The sequence below is a fragment of the Arthrobacter sp. BL-252-APC-1A genome, assembly GCF_009696625.1.
Lineage (GTDB): Bacteria > Actinomycetota > Actinomycetes > Actinomycetales > Micrococcaceae > Arthrobacter_B.
The window spans coordinates 1-20,261 of record NZ_VULS01000011.1; the positions used below are offsets into that span (position 1 = coordinate 1).

Sequence of the window (20,261 nt, forward strand, 5' to 3'; positions counted from 1 at the left end):
TGGTTCCCAACCAACAACCCGCGTCGTTGTTGAGTCAGGGAACACCACAATTGAATACACGCCACCACCCTCATACCAGGGGACCGGTGGCGTCCGGTACCACGTACCCCACAATTTTACCCACCCCTACACGGTCACGGCCGGCAGACGGGGGTTCGGGTTGGAAGGGTTACGGCGGTCATTGCGCGGGGGAAACGCCCGGTCCCATTCCGAACCCGGAAGCTAAGACCCGCAGCGCCGATGGTACTGCACCCGGGAGGGTGTGGGAGAGTAGGTCACCGCCGGACAACCATTAATGTTTCAGGCCCCGCAACGCTGCGAGGGCCTGAAACACTTTAACAAGCCATAAGTAAATCTATCTGGAGACATCTGGCAGTTCTTCGGACTAGCCCTTCTCAGCTTCGAGGAGGCCGAGTAGGTAGCTGCCGTATCCGCCTTTCACGAGGGGAAGGGCAAGAGCTTCGAGCTCGCCGTCAGTGATGTTGCCCAGCCGCCAGGAGATCTCCTCCGGGCAACCAATCGAAAGCCCCTGGCGTTTCTGCACAGTTCGGATGAACTCCGAGGCCTCGTTGAGTGAGTCGAACGTTCCGGTATCCAGCCAAGCTGTGCCGCGCGGCAGAATCGATACCTGGAGTTTGCCCTTGTCCATATAGGCCTTATTGACGTCTGTGATCTCCAATTCGCCACGCGGCGAGGGGTGGAGGTTCCGGGCTATGTCGACGACGTCGTTGTCGTAAAAATAGAGACCCGGTACTGCATAGTGGCTCTTGGGCTGCTCCGGCTTTTCCTCAAGGGAGATGGCAGTGCCCTCGGCGTCAAACTCCACAACACCGTACGCACTGGGATCGGCCACCCAGTAGCCAAAGATGGCCCCGCCATCGATGTCCGTGAACCGGCGTAGCTGGCTGCCCATCCCCGCGCCGTAAAAGATATTGTCGCCAAGCACCAGTGCAACGGCTTCGTTTCCTATGTGGTCGGCCCCCAAAATAAACGCCTGAGCAAGGCCGTCCGGAGATGGTTGCTGTTTATAGCTAATGCTTACGCCAAATCGGGAACCGTCGCCCAGCAACCGTTGGAATTGTTCCGCATCGTGGGGCGTGGTAATGATCAGGATATCCCTGATCCCGGCCAGGATTAGTGTCGACAGCGGGTAATAGATCATAGGCTTGTCGTAAACAGGTACCAGCTGTTTACTAACTCCCAGCGTGATGGGGTGGAGCCGGGAGCCGGTTCCCCCGGCCAGAATAATTCCACGCATGTGCACATCCTTTCCGCCGAGAACTCGACACTAACCCGTGAACTTACGGGAGTATTCCGGTACTGTACACGCTCATGCGCAGATTCCTCGTTACCGGCGGTGCCGGCTTTATTGGCTCAAATTTCGTGCACTATGCTGCGGCTTATTCCGACGCCACGATCACGGTACTGGACAAGCTCACGTATGCAGGCAACAAAGCTTCCCTGAATGGCCTCCCCGCGGAACGGTTCCAGTTGGTCCAAGGAGATATCTGCGACGCTGAGCTGGTGGATACTTTGGTGGCGGACGCCGACGTCGTCGTCCACTACGCGGCAGAGTCCCACAACGACAACTCGCTCCATGATCCGCGCCCGTTCCTGGACACCAACATCATCGGCACGTACACGCTGATTGAAGCGGCCCGCCGGCACGGCACGCGCTTCCACCACATCTCCACGGACGAGGTCTACGGAGACCTGGAACTCGATGACCCGCAGCGGTTCACCGAGTCCACCCCGTACAACCCATCCAGCCCGTACTCCTCCACCAAGGCAGGCTCGGACCTGCTGGTGCGCGCCTGGGTCCGTTCCTTCGGGCTTCAGGCGACCATTAGCAACTGCTCGAACAACTACGGGCCGTACCAGCACGTGGAGAAGTTCATCCCGCGGCAGATCACCAACGTGATCGACGGCATTCGGCCCAAGCTCTACGGTGCCGGGGAAAACGTCCGTGACTGGATCCACGCCAACGACCATTCCTCGGCCGTCCTGACCATCATCGAGAAGGGCGAAATTGGGCAGACCTACCTGATCGGCGCCGACGGGGAAAAGAACAACAAGGAAGTCATCGAACTGATCCTGAAGCACATGGGTCAGTCAGCCGACGCCTATGACCAGGTCATTGACCGGCCGGGCCACGACCTGCGCTACGCCATCGATTCCACCCGGCTGCGTACCGAACTGGGCTGGGAACCGCAGTTCTCAAACTTCGAGCAGGGCCTCGAGGCCACGATCGCCTGGTACCGGGAGAACGAAGCCTGGTGGCGGCCGCAGAAGGCCGAGACCGAAGCCAAATACAAGGTCCAGGGCCAGTAACGACGATGGTTGAATTCTCCAAGGCGCTCACCGCCCGCGAAACCCCCATTCCCGGCGTCGTGCTTTACGACCTTCCCGTCCACGGCGACAACCGCGGCTGGTTCAAGGAAAACTGGCAGCGGGAAAAGATGCTGGCCCTGGGTCTCCCGGACTTCGGCCCGGCCCAGAACAACATCTCCTTCAACGAAAAAGCCGGAACAACCCGCGGCATCCACGCCGAGCCATGGGACAAATACATCTCGGTGGCCACCGGACGCATTTTCGGTGCATGGGTGGACCTGCGTGAAGGTCCCAGCTTCGGAGCAGTCTTTACCGCTGAGCTGGATCCGAGCCAGGCCATCTTCATTCCGCGTGGAGTGGGCAACGCCTTCCAGACGCTGGAAGACAACACCGCCTACACCTACCTGGTGAATGACCACTGGAGTGCCGGCGCGCAGGACCAGTACACGTTCCTGAACCTCGCCGACGAGACGGTTGCCATTCCCTGGCCCATCCCCCTGGAACAGGCCGAACTCTCGGCCAAGGACAAGGCCCACCCCCGCCTGGCGGACGTTGCACCAATGGCACCGAAGAAGACACTGGTCATCGGCGCAGACGGACAGTTGGGCAAAGCCCTGCGGGCAGAATACGACGGCGATCCGTCAGCCGAGTTCGCGGGCCGCAGCGGGTTCGACCTCGGCAACCCGGACTCCTGGAACCGGAGCTGGAAGAACTACCGGACCATTATCAACGCCGCTGCCTACACGGCCGTGGACACAGCTGAGACCGCGGAGGGACGGCGGGCCGCCTGGAACGTCAATGCCGCCGCAGTTGCCCGGCTGGCCCGCATCGCCGCACAGAACCGGATCACGCTGGTGCATATCTCCAGCGACTATGTGTTCGACGGAATCGAAACCGTCCACACGGAGGATGAGCCGTTCTCCCCGCTCGGCGTCTACGGACAGTCGAAGGCCGCCGGCGACACCGCTGTCTCCACCGTCCCGCAGCACTACATCCTGCGCACTTCCTGGGTGATCGGCGAGGGCAGCAACTTTGTCTGCACGATGGCATCCCTTGCCGGCCGCGGCGTGAAGCCCAGCGTGGTAAACGACCAGATCGGCCGTCTGACCTTCACCCAGGAAATCGCAGCAGCAATCCGCCACCTGACAGAGTCCGCAGCTCCCTACGGAACGTACAACATCACCAACGATGGTGATCCCGTCTCCTGGGCGGACATCGCCGCACAGGTCTTTGCCCTCACCGGCTCTGACCCGCTGGCCGTGACCGGGGTGAGCACTGAGGAATACTTCGCCTCGAATCCTGATGCCGCACCCCGCCCGCTAAACAGTGTGCTGGACCTGCAGAAAATCAAGGACACGGGCTTCACTCCGCGGCAGATGAAAGCGGCACTGGCCGCCTATCTCAATCCCGGATCCGTGGAGGACATCCGGGAAGGGTCCGCTGAAGGAGTGCATACGAACGGATAACCTCGACTAGGCTTGAGTCCATGCGTATTGCTCGGTTTATCCAGGACAGTGACCCTGCCTTCGGCGTCGTCGACGGTGAAGAAGGCCATGAAGAAATCGCCGTGATCAAGGGCGACCCGTTCTTTTCCGGCGTCCAGCTCACGGGGGAGCGGCACAAGCTGGAGGACGTGCGTGTCCTGGCTCCGATCATCCCGCGCAGCAAGGTCGTGGGCATCGGCAAGAACTACGCCGACCATGCCGCTGAAATGGGAGGGGAAGTTCCTCCTGCCCCGCTGATGTTCTTCAAGCCGAACACGTCTGTGATCGGTCCGAATGACCCAATTGTGCTGCCGTCCTTCTCCGAGGAAGTCTCCTATGAAGCCGAGCTCGCCGTGGTTATCGGACGGATCTGCAAGGACGTTCCGCTGGAGCGCGTGGACGAAGTTGTCTTCGGGTATACCTGCGCCAACGACCTCACGGCACGGGACGCGCAGCGCACGGATAACCAGTGGGCCCGCGCCAAGGGTTTCGACACGTCCTGCCCCGTCGGCCCCTGGATCGAAACCGATCTGGACACGGACAGCCTCGCGATCCGTGCGTATCTGGACGGCGACCTGGTCCAGGACGGCAACACCTCAGAGATGATCTGGGGAGTGAAGGAACTTGTCTCCTACGTTTCGCAGGCGTTTACCCTCCTTCCCGGTGACATCATCCTCACCGGGACCCCGGCCGGCGTCGGACAGATCACCGACGGGCAGCGGATCGAAGTCCAGGTTGAGGGCATCGGTACGCTGGCTAACATCGCCCGCGGCTAGGAAGCAGAAGGCATTGGCGGGGGGAACGCAAAAACTGCGCGTCGCGGATTTCCTGCCGGGTGTGCTGTGGGGCGGTACCTTTGTCCTGGCCGCCTTCAGCAGCGGAATTACGACGCCGGCGGCCTGGGCCTGGGGCGCCGGGACTGTTTTGCTGCTGCTCGTCTTTCCCTGGGTGCTCGTCCGTACCCTCGACAGCAGGGGAGACCTGCGTTCCTCCATTGCACGGGCGCCTGTGACACCGGTGATTCTGGGTGCAGGAGCTCTGTGCTTCATCCTGCTGCGGCTGATTCTTTGGCTGGACGGTCCGCGGGTCCTGGCGGCGGCGGTCTTCGCGATGCTTGCGTCGTATGCGGTCGTGCTGGTTCTGGCCCGGGCGGTGAAGCTGGACTGGCCGTCCGTGAGCACGGGAGCCGCCGTCGTCGTTATTCCGGTTTTACTGTCTGCCCTGACTGGTGGGTTCGCCCTGCCGGTGGCTGCCGCGCTCCTGCTGTGTCTTTTGCTGGTTCCGCAGCTGCGCACCGGCTGGCAGCTGGTACTGGGGTCAGCCGCGGCGGGCGCCGTGGTGGGCGGCGGACTGTTTACGCTGCTGCAGGGCCTGCCAGCGTAAGGGGTTTGGCGGCAGCGACTAAACTGGGTTAATCATGACTACTGAGCCCACTTCCTTCGCTGATCTGCCCACCGTCGACGACAACACTCCGGTGCGGGTCCGTTTCTGCCCGTCTCCCACCGGCACGCCCCATGTCGGCCTGATCCGTACGGCCCTTTTCAACTGGGCCTACGCCAAGCACACCGGCGGCAAGATGATCTTCCGCATCGAAGACACCGACTCGGCACGGGACAGCGAAGAGAGCTTCCTGCAGCTTCTTGACGCGCTCGACTGGCTTGGAATCACCTGGGATGAAGGTGTCAACGTGGGCGGCCCGCACGAGCCGTACCGCCAGTCCCAGCGCGGCGAGATCTACCAGGACGTCATTTCCAAGCTCAAGGACGCCGGGCACCTGTACGAGTCCTACTCCACGCCGGAGGAAATCGAAGCCCGTCACCGTGCTGCCGGCCGCGACATCAAGCTTGGCTACGACAATTACGACCGGAACCTGACCGAAGAGCAGATCGCGGCGTTCAAGGCAGAAGGCCGTGAGCCGGTGCTGCGCGTGCGCATGCCGGATGAAGACATCACGTTCAACGACCTGGTCCGCGGCGAAATCACGTTCAAGGCCGGTACTGTTCCGGACTTCGTTGTGGTGCGCGCAAACGGCGCCCCGCTTTACACCCTGGTAAACCCGGTGGACGACGCCCTCATGGGCATCACCCACGTGCTCCGCGGCGAAGACCTCCTCTCCTCCACACCGCGCCAGATCGCGCTCTACCGCGCGCTGATCGACGTCGGAGTGGCCCAGTACATGCCGCTCTTTGGCCACCTCCCGTACGTTATGGGCGCGGGGAACAAGAAGCTCTCCAAGCGCGATCCGGAATCGAGCCTGTTCCTGCACCGCGAACGCGGGTTCATCCCCGAGGGCCTGCTGAACTACCTGTCCCTGCTCGGCTGGTCGCTCTCCGCCGATGAGGACATTTTCACGGTGGACCAGCTCGTGGAGAACTTCGACATCCACGATGTGCTCTCCAACCCGGCACGATTCGATATCAAGAAGGCTGAGGCCATCAACGGCACCCACGTCCGGATGCTGGAGCCTGCCGACTTCCGTAACCGCCTGGTTCCGTACCTGCAGCATGCCGGCCTGGTAGGGGAGGAGCTGACTGAACGCGAAGAAGAGATTCTCACCGAGGCAGCGCCCCTGGTTCAGGAGCGCATCACCCTGCTGGGCGAAGCTCCGGATATGCTGGGCTTCCTGTTCAAGGCCGACGACGCCATTGACGTTGCCGACGACGCCCGCAAGGGTCTGCCCGCCAACCTCACCGAGGTGCTGGACGCCACTTTGACCGCCCTCGAGCCGGTTCAGGAGTGGACAGCTGAGAACATCCAGGACGCCCTGCGCCAGGCCCTGGTCGAGGACATGGGCATCAAGCCGCGCCATGCCTTCGGCCCGGTCCGTACCGCTGTCTCCGGGCGCCGGATCTCGCCGCCGCTCTTCGAATCCATGGTGATCCTGGGCCGCGAGTCCTCCCTGGCACGTATCCGCTCCTTCCGCGCCGCGGAGGCGTAAGCAATCCATGAGTGAACTGCGGAGCGGCAGGCCCACGGGGGTGCTCTTTGATATCGACGAGACCCTCGTGGACCTCCGCACCGCCATGGGCAACACGCTGCGCGAAATCAGCGCACGGGATCTGGCGCACTTCACCGAAGAGGACTGGGCTGCCTACCAGCGCCTCTACACAGCGGACCCGCAGGGCTACTACGACCGCTATCTTGCCGGTGAACTCAGCTTCACCCGCCAGCGGCTGCTCCGGGTAGCCCACGCCCAGCAGGCCCACGGTCTGCCGGCGTTCGACGGCGACGCCGAGGAAGCGTGGAACGCAGCCTACGACGACGTGCTCCCGTGGCACTTCAAACCGTTCGACGACGTTGTGCCCGTCCTGGACCAGCTGGACGCCCTCGGGATTCCCTACGGCGCTGTCAGCAACAACGTCCATGACTACCAGCGCGCCAAGCTCGACGCTGCCGGGCTGGAACGCATTCAGATCCTGGTGGGCATTGACGCAGTTGGCGCTGCCAAGCCGGATCCTGCGATCTTCCTGGAAGGCGTGCGGCTGCTCGGTACCGATCCGGCGCGGACGCTCTATGTGGGCGATAACCCCGTAGTGGACGGACGTGGGGCCTTGGCTGCCGGTCTGCAGGCGTTGTGGGTGGAGCGCAGCGGGTGTGCGGAGCTTCGCGCCGCGCACCCGGACCTACCGGTATCCGGGAGCCTTGCTGCTGTGCCGGCAATGGTGGGTCAGTCCTCGCCTGCGCCTGGCTAGGCGGAGAAGGGACCGCGGCCGTTTTGCACGCTGGCCGGAACCCGTGTATAGTAATAACTCGTGCTGGGGGGTTGAAGCCGGAAGTTGAACCTTCTGGAACGGCCCGGATGAGCACATTGGGATATGGTGTAATTGGCAACACAACGGTTTCTGGTACCGTCATTCTAGGTTCGAGTCCTGGTATCCCAGCGCTAATCAGCCTACGCGGAATGCGAAGTTGATATGAAGCAGAAGAGTATGAAATACTTTTCGAGTTGATTCATTGAATCGACAAGGAAGTACCGGAGGCAATACATATCCGAGTACTGTACACGGCCCCATCGTATAGCGGCCTAGTACGTCGCCCTCTCACGGCGATAACGCGGGTTCGAATCCCGCTGGGGTCACAGGGAAGGGTCCTAGACGGAAACGTTTAGGACCCTTTTGCATGTCTTAAATACAACGAATATGTTTACGACTCGGTACTCTGTATCATGACACTCTGTACGGTGAATGTATTACATGCTTTGAACCAGGAGTTGTCTCTTGACCGATTTTTTCAAATTGCCCGCTCCGTATGTTGATTTTGCGGTCATATCCTTAGGCAATGAAGAGCCAGATCCCCACCGGTCGCTTAGCAGTCTAGAGAGATACGGATTTCATTGTCAGGTTGTAGGTGACAAGACCACCGGCCGTACGGTCTTTGTGGCGGCGTCCGGTCAGGGTGTGAACCGTGACAACATCGGAATCTTTGGTATGTCTGGAATCGGCATGCAAGAGGGCCGAATCGTAGTTCCTTGGGACGGAATCTCAAGAGAGTCGCTGGAGGAACTTGATCCCGAAACTGGTTCCTATACGACATTCGATGTCAGGCCGGGCCTGTCCCTAGTCAAAACTGATCTGTTCGGTTATGGACACAGCTTCGCCTCACAACACCCGGGCCTAGCTATCGCGAGCAACAGGCTGCATCTACACAAAATCGTGATGGCGGCATTCTCCATAGATATCCGGCCAAACGCCGCCGCTGTGGTGGGAAGTTTCTTCAGCGAGCATGGCTTCTTTACGCAACAATCTGCACTTAGTTGTACGCTGATAGACGGTGTCCGACTGGTGCCCGTATCCGTCGACGTGGAAATAAGAGATGCCACAATCTCTTACCCCGAGAAACCGCTTTTTTCATGGGCTATGAACCCAATGGGAAAGTCCTATAAGGATCTTATAGAGGCAGGCGTTAGGAAAATAGTTTACAATGCCAAGGGCATTGCAGAGACTACATTGTTTCAGACAGCCGTTGTTGACTTATCGGGTGGCAAGGATAGCCGACTTGCCTTTGGCGCTATAACCCGCGTTCCTGGATGGGACCAAAAAGCCCGCGTGAACACTGCTCGTGTTCCCAATTCCGAAGACGTTGAAATTGCAGCCGGGATAGTGAGCGCTTATGGGGCGTCATACTTTGATGGCGATACAGTGGAACAGTATCCACTAACCCTGGAGGATAATCTACGATTCTGGCGAAGTTATTTTTTTGGCGAGTACCATCGCATGGCGGCAGGGGCCTGGAGCAACCAGGGGAAGAATCGGAGCAGCATTCAGGTTGGCGGGGCGAATGGGGAAATTTATCGCTCGTTCTGGACCACTGTAGTGGACAGGTACCTTGAGAAGGGACAAAGCTCTGAGGAATTCGTCAAGACTTTCATATCGTCCATAGCGGTCAGTGGAAGATACACCGTCGAACAGTTAAATAGATTGGTGACTGCACTTACAGACGAGCTTGAGTCATATCCTTCGAAGTCTATACATGAAAAAATAGAAGACCACTATATGTTCAACCGGAATCGGTCCCATTGTGGGCTTCGTGGATTTACCTTCTATCACGACAGGCTGACGTGGTATCCGTTACTATCCGCTGATCTATTAGCGGCTTCTCGGTCTTTGGACTACACAGAACGTGCGAGCAATCGGGTGATTTATGACGTTCTTAAGGGTCTCGACCCGAAACTTTTATCTTTTCGTTTCGACGGTGTTGACGATCCCTTCCATGCGCACCGAACGGAGTATCGCAGAGCGGTAACGGATGAATCAACCGGAGAGTGGGAGGCGGCCCAGCAGGCGGCTGCTTCAAAGATTCAAAGCAGACGTGCCGGCCGCAACCAGCGTATGGCCTGGCCAGCGCTGACGGAATACGTAGCGAGAGAGGCCAAAACGGCGCTTGGGCAGCTTAGGCGAATGGATCAGAGTACACGAGACCTGATTCCGTCGGGATTGGAGCAACGCTTAGACGAGAGCATGCGGACTCCAAGTATTGGCTACCAACTAGCTTCCCGTATATTGGCGGTCTGGGACGCTGTACGTCCAGTAGAATTTGAGAAAAACGAATCACAGTCCGGCGAAGCCCTATGACGCACAGTTGTGTCATGGCGCCGAGCTTGACTTTCTCTAAGCGTACTTGGGGGCCAAATTGGACGCGCCAATAACGTCAGCCGTGCCTGACTATTTACCAGTGGCAATCGTGACGGAAGAATCGATTTCATATTGTCTGAGCGTACCCTCGGCAGGGGACCATATCGGTAAGCACCTTTTATCGACTGGTAGCTTCTACGAGAGCGAGTTGCTCAAGGCGCTGCGGAGATTGGTTGGTGCTGAGGATGTCGTAGTCGATGTAGGAGCGAACATTGGAAACCACACAGTCTACTTCGCTGGTGTGCTTCGCTGCAAAGTAATTGCCGTCGAGCCCATTCCAATTATAGCAGATATTCTTAGGCGCAATGTCGCCAATAACGGCTTGTTAAATAGTGTTGCTGTTCACCAGTTAGCCCTGGGTGCCTCTGAAGGTCGAGCGGAAATAGAGATGTTCGATGCGGCAAATTATGGAGGAACGACACTCCGAGTAGGCGAGAACGGCGATATCCAGGTTACACAACTGGACACTCTAATTTCAGAAACCGTAGATTTGATAAAGATCGACGCAGAGGGCATGGATTATCAGGTCTTGCTGGGCGCACGTGAAATTATCGAAAATGATATGCCGGCCATAGTTATCGAAGCCATGACGGACCAAGCACTCAATGAGATTGATGATTTTCTAGCGCCTCTCGGGTACTCAATTGTCGGACAGTACAATGCCACCCCCACCTACGTTTTTCTACCCATGCGAACAACCGAACAGGTGCGGCGGGCCATTCGCTTTCTTGGACTTTCAGCGGCTAATCAACAAGTGTTACAGCGTTCGCAGGAGGCAACGCTTCGCCAGGTCGGTCGTTACGCAGAAAGGCTCTCAACTGAGACTTATGCGCGAATCATGAAGCAGATTGACGAAGGAGAGACGCCTGCAGGCTCAGAGACCACGAATGCTCGTGCCTCGGAGGGAAACGCAGCAGCACTGGAACGGCGTCTGCATAACTTGGAGGCAACTCTTGGGTCTGAGCGCACTGCGTTCAAGAAACTCACTGAAAGATTCAATGAGGTTGCATGCCGTGCACAGCGATTTGAACAAGATCTTTCGACAAGAAGTCAAAGAATGACGGATTGGCGGAATCTGGAGATGTCCGCTACAAGCGGCGACCTAGATAACTTGATGAAAAGTTTTCTAAATGAAATCGGACAGCCAATACAGAATGCTGCTGAAATCGTAAAAAACCTTCAATCGGAAAACCGTCTCATGAAATCAGCTGTCGAAGCCGCGGCCCAGAATGAAAAGCAGTTCACCGAGCAGATGCGGACGTTGACGGTGTCGAGGGGCGAATTTGGGCGTCAAAACAGACGCCTCAATAAGCAACTGTTGGACATGTCGAGGGCTCTTGAGCATCAGCGGGCAGAGAATGTGAAGTTGCGTGCTGATGCCAACAAGAAGGCGCAAGCGCCGCTCTATAGATGGTTGCTTGTCCCTCGTAATGTCTTACGGAATATAAAGAAACGGCTAGCGCTCGGGGGAGAATGACTTGGATAACAAAAGTAAAGACATGACTATTGAGCAGGTTGGAGCGGAGCTGGCGGCCTCGGAACGGAACGCAGTTCTCCTTGCTGAGTTGCATGATCTTCAGGGGAAGCTCGACACAGCGGCTCAAATTATCGGGTCACAAGAAGCAGTGCACGATGCTGACCTGGCGCTACTTCGAGTAGAAAACCAGATGTTGCGTGAAGAATCCAGGGCATTCATGGGGACCCTAGCCGCCTTGCGCAAGTCGGCTGGAAACGCGGATCACAAGCCCATTCTTTCGTTGTCAAAGTTCGGCAAGTCTCCTAACAAGAATGTAAGCAGCCTGCGGGTGGCAGGAATCATGGACGAGTTCAGCGGGACCGCTTTTGGTAAAGCCTGTGAACTGTTGCGGTTCTCCCTCGCTGACTGGGAAAGCGAGCTTGAGCGGTTCAAACCTGACGTTCTCTTGGTCGAATCTGCGTGGAAGGGCAACCTGGGGCAATGGACCGACAAGGTTCACCGCGTGTCACCAGATCTTCTCTCTCTGATCGAATGGTTCAAGAATGCTGGGTTGCCAACAGTTTTCTGGAACAAGGAAGACCCCGTTCATTACGGTTCGTTCATATCAACCGCTTCGCTCTTTGATTACGTTTTCACCACTGACCTGGACTCAGTAGAAAGATACAAATCCATGCTCAATCATGAGCATGTCTACCTCATGCCCTTTTTCTGCGAACCTTTGCTTCACTCTCCGGTACAGGTAGAGAAGAGACTTCCGGCAGCCAGCTTCGCGGGAGCATACTATGCTCGTTATCCTGAACGTCAGCGAGATTTCGACTCGATCATGAGCGGAGTCGCCTCTCTGGGCGACGTTGCAATATTTGACCGGAACTTCGGAAGCGATGACCCTGCGTTTAGCTATCCAGAAAAGTACCGTGCAATGATCAAGGGCGGTTTGCCATACGCAGATATTGACAGGTCTTATAAGGGCTACGATTTCGGTATCAACTTAAACTCTGTCAAAGAGTCACAGACCATGTTCGCTCGTCGTGTGTTCGATCTTATGCTTTGTAATACTCACGTTGTTAGCAACTATTCGCGAGGACTGCGACTGATGTTCGGCGACCTCGTTATCTCCTCTGATAATTCAGGGACTATTGAAAAAGGTGTTCAGCGTCTAGTCGGAGAGACCGGAAGCGTTCGTGAAAACCCCTTTGCGGCATACGTGCGTCATCTCGCCCTTCGTAAAGTATTGACCGAGCACACGACCACTTCGCGTCTAGAATACATGGCGCGCAAGGTCTGGCCAGATGGCCCACAAAGGGATCTGGGGGACGTCACCGTAATCGGTTTGGCCAGCAGCGTAACCGAAGTGAAACGCCTCATTAGTCAGTTTGACGATCAAGTCTGGGAAAGAAAAGAATTGGTGGTATTGACTCCCGCCGATACCGATCTCAGGTCGTGCCGCAAATCCAAGCATATCCGTTATATAAGCGTGGGGGCGGCGGAGCTTTCCATCGATGAGATAAGCAAAACAGACTTTACCGCATTCTGGACGCCTGATGGGAGCTACGGACCGAATTATCTTGCGGACGCTCTATACCTAATGCAGCTTGGTGTTTCTTGTGTATCGCGGGATGGTAGTGATCGAGCTGACCCATTAGGTCTCAAAAAGGCATTCACAGACATTTCGTCTTCACACCTTATTTCGAGCGTACTACGCACCGACGAATTCGGACACGTAATAGTCGATATCGAGGAGTTGAGCCGCCAGCGGATCGTGGCGGGATCGATCTTGGCGGTGCCGTCCTTCGACTATGCCGAGCCAGGGCAGCAACTCTTTGATACCTCGTCATGGGACAAAAACATTAGTGTCGGAATCAGCATCGATTCACTGCTGCAGGCCGCAGAGAATGTTCCCGTTCATGGGCGTGTTCTGGATGTTTCGGTTGGTATCGTCGCTGAAGAACTCCTTGCTGAATTCCCATGTCGTGAAGTTACGGAGTCTGTTTCGTTGAAGCACTCCGCAAACGGGGTTATGATCCAGTCTTCGATGGACTCCGACAAGCATGCATACCTATACGCAAAACGGCCGCTTGAGATCGAACGATTTAGCGCAGCTGATGCACGTCTGACTATTAACGCCCTTGTTGGCGTAGGTGCAATGAGTTCCGTTGTCGTTTTGTTTTTGGACGAGAACGGTACTCGCATTGGTAGTAAAATTCTTCCGGTCAATATCAACAACGAAATAGAGGTTCCTCCTACTGCTCGTAAGGTGCACCTAGGCCTCAGGGTTCAAGGAAGTGGATCTATGGAGATCCATGGCTTCTCCTTTGAACGAATGGACCCCGCCCAACGAGCAACGCCCGTTAAAGTCTTGGGCCGTCATCTTGTTCTGACAAACGTCTATCCGTCCCATGACGACCTTTACCGAAACGGGTTCGTCCATAGCAGGGTCCGCAGCTACCAAGCCGCCGGCATTGAGCCCGTTATCTTTTGTCTCAATTCTCGAGGGACTCGCACGAGTTACGAGTTCGAAGGCGTAGACGTTATTGTTGGTGACGATAGCGACCTAGCTGCCGCGATAGCATGCAACGAATTTGCTGTGATTCTTGTGCATTTTCTGGATGAGTCGATGTGGAAAGTGCTGCAGGCTAAGATTCCGCAAGTACCCGTTATAGTGTGGGTCCACGGAGCGGAGATCCAGCCCTGGCATCGGAGAGACTTCAACTACGAGAATGATGAGCAACGGGCTGAGGCCCAGGTCATAAGTGCGCGTCGTATGCTATTTTGGCGTACCGTTTTCTCCTCCTTGCATCCGCATCTCCACTTTGTTTTTGTCTCGGAGTACTTCGCCGCCGAGGTCATGGAAGACATAGGTATAGTTCTGCCTGAGAGAGCGTACTCGGTCATCCATAATGTTATTGATACGGATATATTCGACTATCATCCAAAAGATAAGGACTTGCGGTTTAGGCTTCTCAGCATTCGGCCGTTCGCTTCGAGGAAATATGCGAACGATCTTACCGTGGAGGCAATTAGAATACTTCGCGAACATCCATTGTTTGAGATGGCCGAGTTCACGATTATTGGTGACGGACCTCTGTTCGAATCCGTGCTTGCACCTCTGAAGGAACTAGGTAACGTGAGTATCGAGCGAGGCTTTCTCAGCCAAGATTCAATTGCGTCGGTACACAAGGAACACGGCATATTCCTGACTCCTACTCGCATGGACTCACAGGGAGTCTCCCGAGACGAAGCTATGTCGTCAGGTCTGGTGCCTGTAACCAACGCTGTCACTGCAATCCCGGAGTTCGTGGATGAGTCGTCAGGTATATTGGCACCCGGAGAAGATGCTGAAGCTATGGCCATTGGAATTATGGGCCTCTGGGACGACCCTGAGAAGTTTATGAGGATGTCTAGACAAGCGGCAGAGCGGGTTCGACGACAGTCCGGATTCGACCGGACGATTGGTGCTGAGATCAGGCTCATTAACGATTTCAATCCAGAAGGGCCAGTAAGGTGACTTCCGGAGTCCGCCGGCAAATGGTGGCACGGAACTACGATCGGTGGGGTTCACTCACGCATAAGTGGTCTTCGCTGCAGAGCTTTGCGGAAAGCACAGAGTGGTCGGCTGGGATCCATTCGATAATTCTCAGTGACGCCAATGTCCTGGACATATATCTGAGTACCAACATGGGTGCGAATGTGTTAGCTGGACACACATTGCCTGTGTTCTTTTCCGGGGCTTTAACACACCGGGAGGGAACATTTCCGCCCTATTTTTCCGGGGCCAACCTTGGAAGCCAACTGGGTGTCCCTTACATGGCGGTTTCGGACCCAACCCTCAATCTCTCTGATGAGCTCGGGCTCGCCTGGTACGCGGGCTATGAAGGAGGTGATGTCCAAGATTCCATTTACCAACTCCTGAGCACGTTCACTAGGAATGTCGGGACTCACCTTCTTCTTGCAGGGGGGTCCGGTGGAGGATTCGCTGCTATGTATTATGGGGACAGGCTTGGGAAGGCGGCCTCTACCTTTGTATGGAACCCTCAGACATCCATCAGCCATTATGCTCCGGAATCTGTTCGCAGTTATTTTGCGGTAGCCGTGCCGGGTTTTGAGTTCCACTCTGACGCATTCGTCAATGAAGCGAAGTTGACAGAGATTGGTATTTCTTCGAAGAATGACAGGTTTCGCGGCCATAGGCTGCTCTATCTTCAGAATTATAATGACTGGCATGTCAGATCGCATCTTGGCCCGTTTCTTGAAAACTCTGGTCTGATCTATAGAGGTAACGGCCTATATTCCAATGCCCAGAATCAAGCAGTAGTAGTGTCTGCCTTTGGTGAAGGTCATGCCGTGCCTAACAAAGAAATTATTCTGACTGTTCTCAAAGAAATGCTCAACCCTCACCGCAGTGTTCGCGTCATTTATAATGAGCTGATCGCCACCGGCACCCTTCCTTCCGAGTTCAGTCGGCTTCCCCTGGACCTTCGCGAATCTTGGGGCAAATGCTTGCCAGCGTCAGTTACGGCTGAAACAGATGCGGCTAAACAAACCGTGAAAATTTCTTTGACAAATATGGTCGAGGGTTTTGGTGGCGTCACCCTAACGGTTTCACTTCTTAAGGGCGGAGCACGAGTAGCGGTCAGTGGCAGATCAGGGGAGATAGTTCGTGTTTTCGATTGGGTCGAATTCGATGCGGTCAAAGTGGACTTTCATGACGGGTTCGGGCATCCGTTGGGTAGTCTTACCGTGAGGACCGATGATATTACGGTAGGTCACGAAAGTAGCCGTAAATCTCGGGTCTTCGTTTATGGAAGCTGCGTTTCTCGTGATGCCTTCGGTGATTTTGATGGACTGGAACTGGCGGATTACGTTTCGCGCTCCGCAATGGGGAGCGCATTTTCTCGCCCACCTGGTAGTATTCCGAGTATCGACATTATGCGAAATCCGAGTTCTTTCCAGCGCCGGATGGTGAAGTACGATCTCGAGAAGTCGCTTACCAACCGGTTAAAAGAAGAGGCCTTCGATCTACTCCTGCTAGACTTTATTGATGAGAGATTACCCCTTGTTCGGGTAAATGGGACTTATATTACCTACTCTCCAGAAGTGCAGAGATGTGGCTTTGCTCCTCAGCAGGATAGCGTTGTGACTGCGGGGTCGGAAGATTATTTCGCTTTATTCGAAAGAGGATTCGAGGCGCTGCTCGAAATCGTGGATCCGACGAAAATCTGCGTGAGTCGAGCTTACTGGGCGGAAGCCGATGATCGTGGCAATCCTTTGGAAGAGGCGCGACTAGTCGACTTAAATAATAGAATTCTCGATCGGCTTTACGATATAGCTGGTACATTTGATGGGATTAGATTCATTTCTTATGAGAAAGAGCATATCGTTGGAGATTCGGGCCATAAATGGGGTACGTCCCCGTTTCATTATGTAGCGGACTTTTATAAGCAGACTCGCAGTGCGCTGAGAGTATTGTAGCTCTTTGTTTTCCGGTGATGCCGAGCATGAGCTTCGTGATTCATCAGTTCCAGTCGCGATTTGAGTTCCTGTTGTTCGAGGGCCAATATCGCGGTGACCGCGTAGAATAAGGTCTGAACCCTGCTTTTGAAGTCTCGCATTGGTGGTTTGTGGGTGATTGTGTGACGTTGCGTCAAAATCGTGTGTGCCAAGACCCGCTGTCTCTAGGCGTGGTGTCTCGAAATCGGGCTGGAGAGTGTCAAATGGACGGGATCTCCCTTCCCGCCCCTTCGCGGCGATGTCGGTGCGTGGCCGTTCGGTAGGCGAATGCAGTGAGTATTCTTGTCTTGGTTATTTGTTGACTGATAGATTCTGCGTCTTAGGTAAGGTCCCGGACAGAAATGTCCGGGTCCTTTTCCTTTGCGCGGGCATTATCCCGCAGCAACTATTTTGTCCAGGGTCCTTAAATTGCGTGTAGTTGTGGTGGATTTGTAGCGTGGCTTTGCGGTGGCACGGGATAGTTCAGATTCCAGCGTGGCACCTTTGAGAGCGGTCCATGCGACTGCCTCGGAGCCTAGGCGGACTTGCTGCTGCCCGGCGGCAGCCCCTAGGGCAAACAGCTCTTCCAAGATGTCCGGATCGGTGCAGAACGTCACGTAAGCGTGCACGCGGGGGTCGTCTGCGGGATAAGGCACAGCGGCCGAGAGCTCGGCGAGGCGGTCCATGGTCAGCACAATGACCCAGGCGTCGTAGCCGAATTCACGCCGCAGCACCGTTTCCACCATGCCTTTGACCTCTGTCGGCTCCTTGGCTGCAGTTACGACGGCATTCCCGCTCGCTAGCAAAGTCCTTACGTCGCGCAGTCCTGTCTGCTCCAAGGTGGCCCGAAGGTCTGCCATTTTCATCGTTACTCCGCCCACGTTGACACCCCGCAGCAGCACTGCATACCTGGTTGGTAAAACGTTCATGCGCCGAGGGTACTCCGGCCCGCAGCCGCCGTGCAGCATAATTGAATTCCGGGCACTAACAGGGCAAAGGAAACAGGTTCGTGGCAAAGCACCCTCAACAAGTAGCGGAACTCGGCGAAGGGGAATTGCTTTCACGAATCTTTCCCCGCTTGGGCGGCGCCCGGATGCCGCTTGGCCCCGGGGACGACGCAGCGGTGCTGGCAGCTCCTGACGGACGGACTGTGATTTCCATAGACACCCTGGTTCAGGATCAGGACTTCCGGCTGCAGTGGCCGGGCGGCTACAGCACCACGGGCTACGACGTCGGCTGGAAGTGCGCCGCGCAGAATCTTTCCGACATCAACGCAATGGGCGCCGTGCCCACGTCATTGGTGGTCAGCCTGACCCTGCCGGCAGATACACCGGTGAGCTGGGTCGAGGACCTGGCCGACGGCCTTTCCGCTGCCCTGCGGGCGCTCGGCGCCGAGCAATGTTCCGTGGCAGGCGGCGACCTTGGCCGGGGCAACCAGCTGGTGGTTACAGCTGCGGTTACCGGTGACCTGCAGGGCCGGGATCCTGTGCTCCGGTGGGGTGCCCAGCCAGGGGATGTCCTGGCTGTGTGCGGTGTTCTGGGGGAAGCCGCAGCGGGCTTGGCGCTGTTGGAAAGCTCCTTGGTGTACGCAGAGCTGAGCGGATGGGAGCGGGCTCTCACCGCAGCGCAGTCCCGTCCCTGCCCGCCGTTGGCTGCAGGGCCGGCCGCAGCCAAAGCGGGTGCCCACGCCATGATGGACATTTCCGACGGGCTGGTCCGCGACGCCGGGCGCTTGTGCGACGCCTCCGGGGTTCGCGTTGACCTGGATCCGGATGTGCTGAAGCAGGAAGGTGCTCCGCTCGCGGACATAGCGGCGAAACTGGGTACTGACCCTCTGCAATGGGTACTGGGCGGGGGAGAGGACCACGGGCTCCTGGCAGCATTCGCTCCGGAACGGGCGTTTCCCCGGGGATTCCGGCGTGTGGGTACGGTGCTGCCAAGGCTGGAAGAGCAGGGGATGGTCACAATTGGCGGAGAGCCGCCCTCCGCCGCAGGCTGGGATCACTTCGCCGGCTGAGACTTACTCCAGCAGATGCCGTTCCCGCACTTTGCGGGCAAGCGCTACCAGCTGCTCACGGCTCAGGTCCGGCAGGCGCTCCAGCTCGCTGACGAACTCCCGAAGGCTCTCTTTCGCCCGAGTACACAGCAGGGCGTTGTAGAACCCGACGATCACGCCGGTGGCCAAGGCCACGACCAGGATGCCGTAGAGGGAGACCACCACGGTGATCAGCCGTCCCACAACGCTCACAGCCACAAAATCCCCGAAGCCGATGGTGGTGAACGAAACGAACAGGTACCAGAACGCGTCGCCAACACGGGGGATTGCGGGTTCGAACAGCGGCAGCAGCAGGGCTGCGCAAGCGTAGACAGCGAGGAAGCCGTAGAAAATGACGTCAGCGCCAGTGACGCGGATGATGTTCCAGAGGACGCGCAACCGTTTCATGCCCGCTCCTTTGAGCCCGGGCTTCCCACGATAGGCCGACGGCGGCTCAGTCGGTATTGGTTCGCAGTGCTTCGGTGAGCTGCTGGGCAGCTTTGGAAACCACCTCAGCGTGGATGCGTCCGGGCTGGCGCGTCAGCCGTTCGATTGGTCCGGAGATGGACACGGCTGCAATCACACGGCCCGAGGGGCCGCGGACCGGTGCCGAGACTGACGCTACGCCCGGTTCACGCTCACCCAGGCTCTGGGCCCAGCCACGCCGCCGGACACCGGCAAGCACAGTGGGTGTAAACCGGGCATTCTGCAGGCCTTCGAGCAACCGGTCGTGGTCTTCCCAGGCCAGAAGTACCTGGGCTGCGGAACCGGCCTTCATGGACAGCTGGGTTCCAACCGGAATGGTGTCCCGCAGGCCTATCGGCCGCTCAGCGGAGGCAACGCACACCCGCCACTCTCCCTGGCGCCGGAAAACCTGCGAACTTTCGCCGGTAGCATCCCGCAGGGCCAGCAGCACCGGGCCGGCGGAGGCGATGAGGCGGTCCTCTCCGGCAGCAGACGCCAGCTCCACCAGCCGGCTGCCCAGGACGAACCGCCCCTGAATATCCCGTCCCACCAGCCTGTGGTGCATCAGGGCCAGGGCCAGCCGGTGCACCGTGGGCCGGGCCAGCCCGGTGGCAGCCACCAGCTGGGCCAGGGTAGTGGGGCCGGCTTCCAGTGCATCCAGCACCATTGCCGCTTTGTCGATGACTCCCACGCCGCTTGAATTGTCCATAGAATGATATTGCCGTCTCATTATCTGAGATGCAAGCCGAAAAACTGGCGGGGCTGCGGCCAATGCTGGTTGTCTTAAAAACATCAGAATTCCGCAGGAGCCGGCACCAGCGCCGGAAACTGCGCCGGGCGAGGAGCAGATG

Annotated in this window: 15 protein-coding genes, 2 tRNA genes and 1 rRNA gene; 14 read left to right on the forward strand and 4 right to left on the reverse strand. The window is 57.2% G+C overall.

Going from position 1 to position 20,261, the window contains the following annotated elements:
* Positions 1-170 precede the first annotated feature (170 nt).
* A 5S ribosomal RNA gene (rrf, locus tag FYJ28_RS14860) occupies positions 171-287 on the forward strand.
* A gap of 98 nt (positions 288-385) precedes the next feature.
* Here rrf and rfbA read toward each other — a convergent pair.
* The gene (gene rfbA, locus FYJ28_RS14865) at positions 386-1,258 is read right to left on the reverse strand and encodes a glucose-1-phosphate thymidylyltransferase RfbA (protein WP_154579854.1); all 873 of its coding nucleotides are present in this window, start codon (positions 1,256-1,258) and stop codon (positions 386-388) included.
* A 74-nt stretch (positions 1,259-1,332) separates the two neighbouring features.
* On the opposite strand from rfbA, the gene rfbB reads away from it, so the two are divergent.
* The 12 genes from rfbB (at position 1,333) to FYJ28_RS14925 (ending at position 16,892) form a co-directional block, all read left to right on the forward strand.
* The gene (gene rfbB / locus FYJ28_RS14870) at positions 1,333-2,331 is read left to right on the forward strand and encodes a dTDP-glucose 4,6-dehydratase (RefSeq protein WP_154579855.1); all 999 of its coding nucleotides are present in this window, start codon (positions 1,333-1,335) and stop codon (positions 2,329-2,331) included.
* Between the two features lie 5 nt (positions 2,332-2,336).
* Positions 2,337-3,797: a sugar nucleotide-binding protein gene (locus tag FYJ28_RS14875; RefSeq protein WP_154579856.1), complete on the forward strand. Its 1,461-nt coding sequence runs from the start codon at positions 2,337-2,339 to the stop codon at positions 3,795-3,797.
* A gap of 20 nt (positions 3,798-3,817) precedes the next feature.
* Positions 3,818-4,591: a fumarylacetoacetate hydrolase family protein gene (locus tag FYJ28_RS14880; protein ID WP_154579857.1), complete on the forward strand. Its 774-nt coding sequence runs from the start codon at positions 3,818-3,820 to the stop codon at positions 4,589-4,591.
* Between the two features lie 13 nt (positions 4,592-4,604).
* On the forward strand, positions 4,605-5,198 hold the full coding sequence (locus FYJ28_RS14885) for a hypothetical protein (RefSeq protein WP_154579858.1): 594 nt from the start codon (positions 4,605-4,607) through the stop codon (positions 5,196-5,198).
* Between the two features lie 34 nt (positions 5,199-5,232).
* Positions 5,233-6,753, forward strand: coding sequence for a glutamate--tRNA ligase (gene gltX, locus FYJ28_RS14890; protein WP_154579859.1), 1,521 nt, complete (start codon positions 5,233-5,235; stop codon positions 6,751-6,753).
* A 7-nt stretch (positions 6,754-6,760) separates the two neighbouring features.
* Complete coding sequence (locus FYJ28_RS14895; RefSeq protein WP_154579860.1) at positions 6,761-7,507, forward strand: HAD family hydrolase; 747 nt, start codon at positions 6,761-6,763, stop codon at positions 7,505-7,507.
* Between the two features lie 117 nt (positions 7,508-7,624).
* Positions 7,625-7,696 (forward strand) — tRNA-Gln (locus FYJ28_RS14900).
* Positions 7,697-7,820: 124 nt separating this feature from the next.
* Positions 7,821-7,893 (forward strand) — tRNA-Glu (locus FYJ28_RS14905).
* Positions 7,894-8,032: 139 nt separating this feature from the next.
* Positions 8,033-9,886, forward strand: coding sequence for a hypothetical protein (locus FYJ28_RS14910; protein WP_154579861.1), 1,854 nt, complete (start codon positions 8,033-8,035; stop codon positions 9,884-9,886).
* A gap of 100 nt (positions 9,887-9,986) precedes the next feature.
* Entirely contained in the window at positions 9,987-11,423 is a 1,437-nt protein-coding gene (locus FYJ28_RS14915) for an FkbM family methyltransferase (RefSeq protein WP_160317926.1), read from the forward strand.
* 22 nt (positions 11,424-11,445) lie between these two features.
* On the forward strand, positions 11,446-14,928 hold the full coding sequence (locus tag FYJ28_RS14920) for a glycosyltransferase (protein ID WP_154579862.1): 3,483 nt from the start codon (positions 11,446-11,448) through the stop codon (positions 14,926-14,928).
* A 170-nt stretch (positions 14,929-15,098) separates the two neighbouring features.
* Positions 15,099-16,892: a DUF6270 domain-containing protein gene (locus tag FYJ28_RS14925; RefSeq protein WP_154579863.1), complete on the forward strand. Its 1,794-nt coding sequence runs from the start codon at positions 15,099-15,101 to the stop codon at positions 16,890-16,892.
* 410 nt (positions 16,893-17,302) lie between these two features.
* Here FYJ28_RS14925 and FYJ28_RS14930 read toward each other — a convergent pair whose 3' ends face one another.
* Positions 17,303-17,839 (reverse strand): DUF1697 domain-containing protein, encoded by a 537-nt coding sequence (locus tag FYJ28_RS14930; protein ID WP_154579864.1) that lies wholly within the window; start codon positions 17,837-17,839, stop codon positions 17,303-17,305.
* Between the two features lie 80 nt (positions 17,840-17,919).
* Here FYJ28_RS14930 and FYJ28_RS14935 point away from each other — a divergent pair, with 80 nt between their 5' ends.
* Positions 17,920-18,927: a thiamine-phosphate kinase gene (locus FYJ28_RS14935; RefSeq protein ID WP_326831754.1), complete on the forward strand. Its 1,008-nt coding sequence runs from the start codon at positions 17,920-17,922 to the stop codon at positions 18,925-18,927.
* A 3-nt stretch (positions 18,928-18,930) separates the two neighbouring features.
* On the opposite strand, the gene FYJ28_RS14940 is transcribed toward FYJ28_RS14935, so the two are convergent.
* Positions 18,931-19,353 (reverse strand): potassium channel family protein, encoded by a 423-nt coding sequence (locus FYJ28_RS14940; RefSeq protein WP_154579865.1) that lies wholly within the window; start codon positions 19,351-19,353, stop codon positions 18,931-18,933.
* 46 nt (positions 19,354-19,399) lie between these two features.
* Complete coding sequence (locus tag FYJ28_RS14945; RefSeq protein ID WP_055240772.1) at positions 19,400-20,119, reverse strand: IclR family transcriptional regulator; 720 nt, start codon at positions 20,117-20,119, stop codon at positions 19,400-19,402.
* Positions 20,120-20,261 lie beyond the last annotated feature (142 nt).

Bases quoted from the DNA above. Each gene is read 5' to 3' on its own strand.
- rfbA (WP_154579854.1), bottom strand. From the start codon at position 1,258: ATGCGTGGAATTATTCTGGCCGGGGGAACCGGCTCCCGGCTCCACCCC.
- FYJ28_RS14925 (WP_154579863.1), top strand. From the start codon at position 15,099: ATGGGTGCGAATGTGTTAGCTGGACACACATTGCCTGTGTTCTTTTCC.
- gltX (WP_154579859.1), top strand. From the start codon at position 5,233: ATGACTACTGAGCCCACTTCCTTCGCTGATCTGCCCACCGTCGACGAC.
- FYJ28_RS14945 (WP_055240772.1), bottom strand. From the start codon at position 20,119: ATGGACAATTCAAGCGGCGTGGGAGTCATCGACAAAGCGGCAATGGTG.
- FYJ28_RS14940 (WP_154579865.1), bottom strand. From the start codon at position 19,353: ATGAAACGGTTGCGCGTCCTCTGGAACATCATCCGCGTCACTGGCGCT.
- FYJ28_RS14880 (WP_154579857.1), top strand. From the start codon at position 3,818: ATGCGTATTGCTCGGTTTATCCAGGACAGTGACCCTGCCTTCGGCGTC.
- rfbB (WP_154579855.1), top strand. From the start codon at position 1,333: ATGCGCAGATTCCTCGTTACCGGCGGTGCCGGCTTTATTGGCTCAAAT.
- FYJ28_RS14875 (WP_154579856.1), top strand. From the start codon at position 2,337: ATGGTTGAATTCTCCAAGGCGCTCACCGCCCGCGAAACCCCCATTCCC.
- FYJ28_RS14920 (WP_154579862.1), top strand. From the start codon at position 11,446: ATGACTATTGAGCAGGTTGGAGCGGAGCTGGCGGCCTCGGAACGGAAC.
- FYJ28_RS14930 (WP_154579864.1), bottom strand. From the start codon at position 17,839: ATGAACGTTTTACCAACCAGGTATGCAGTGCTGCTGCGGGGTGTCAAC.
- FYJ28_RS14895 (WP_154579860.1), top strand. From the start codon at position 6,761: ATGAGTGAACTGCGGAGCGGCAGGCCCACGGGGGTGCTCTTTGATATC.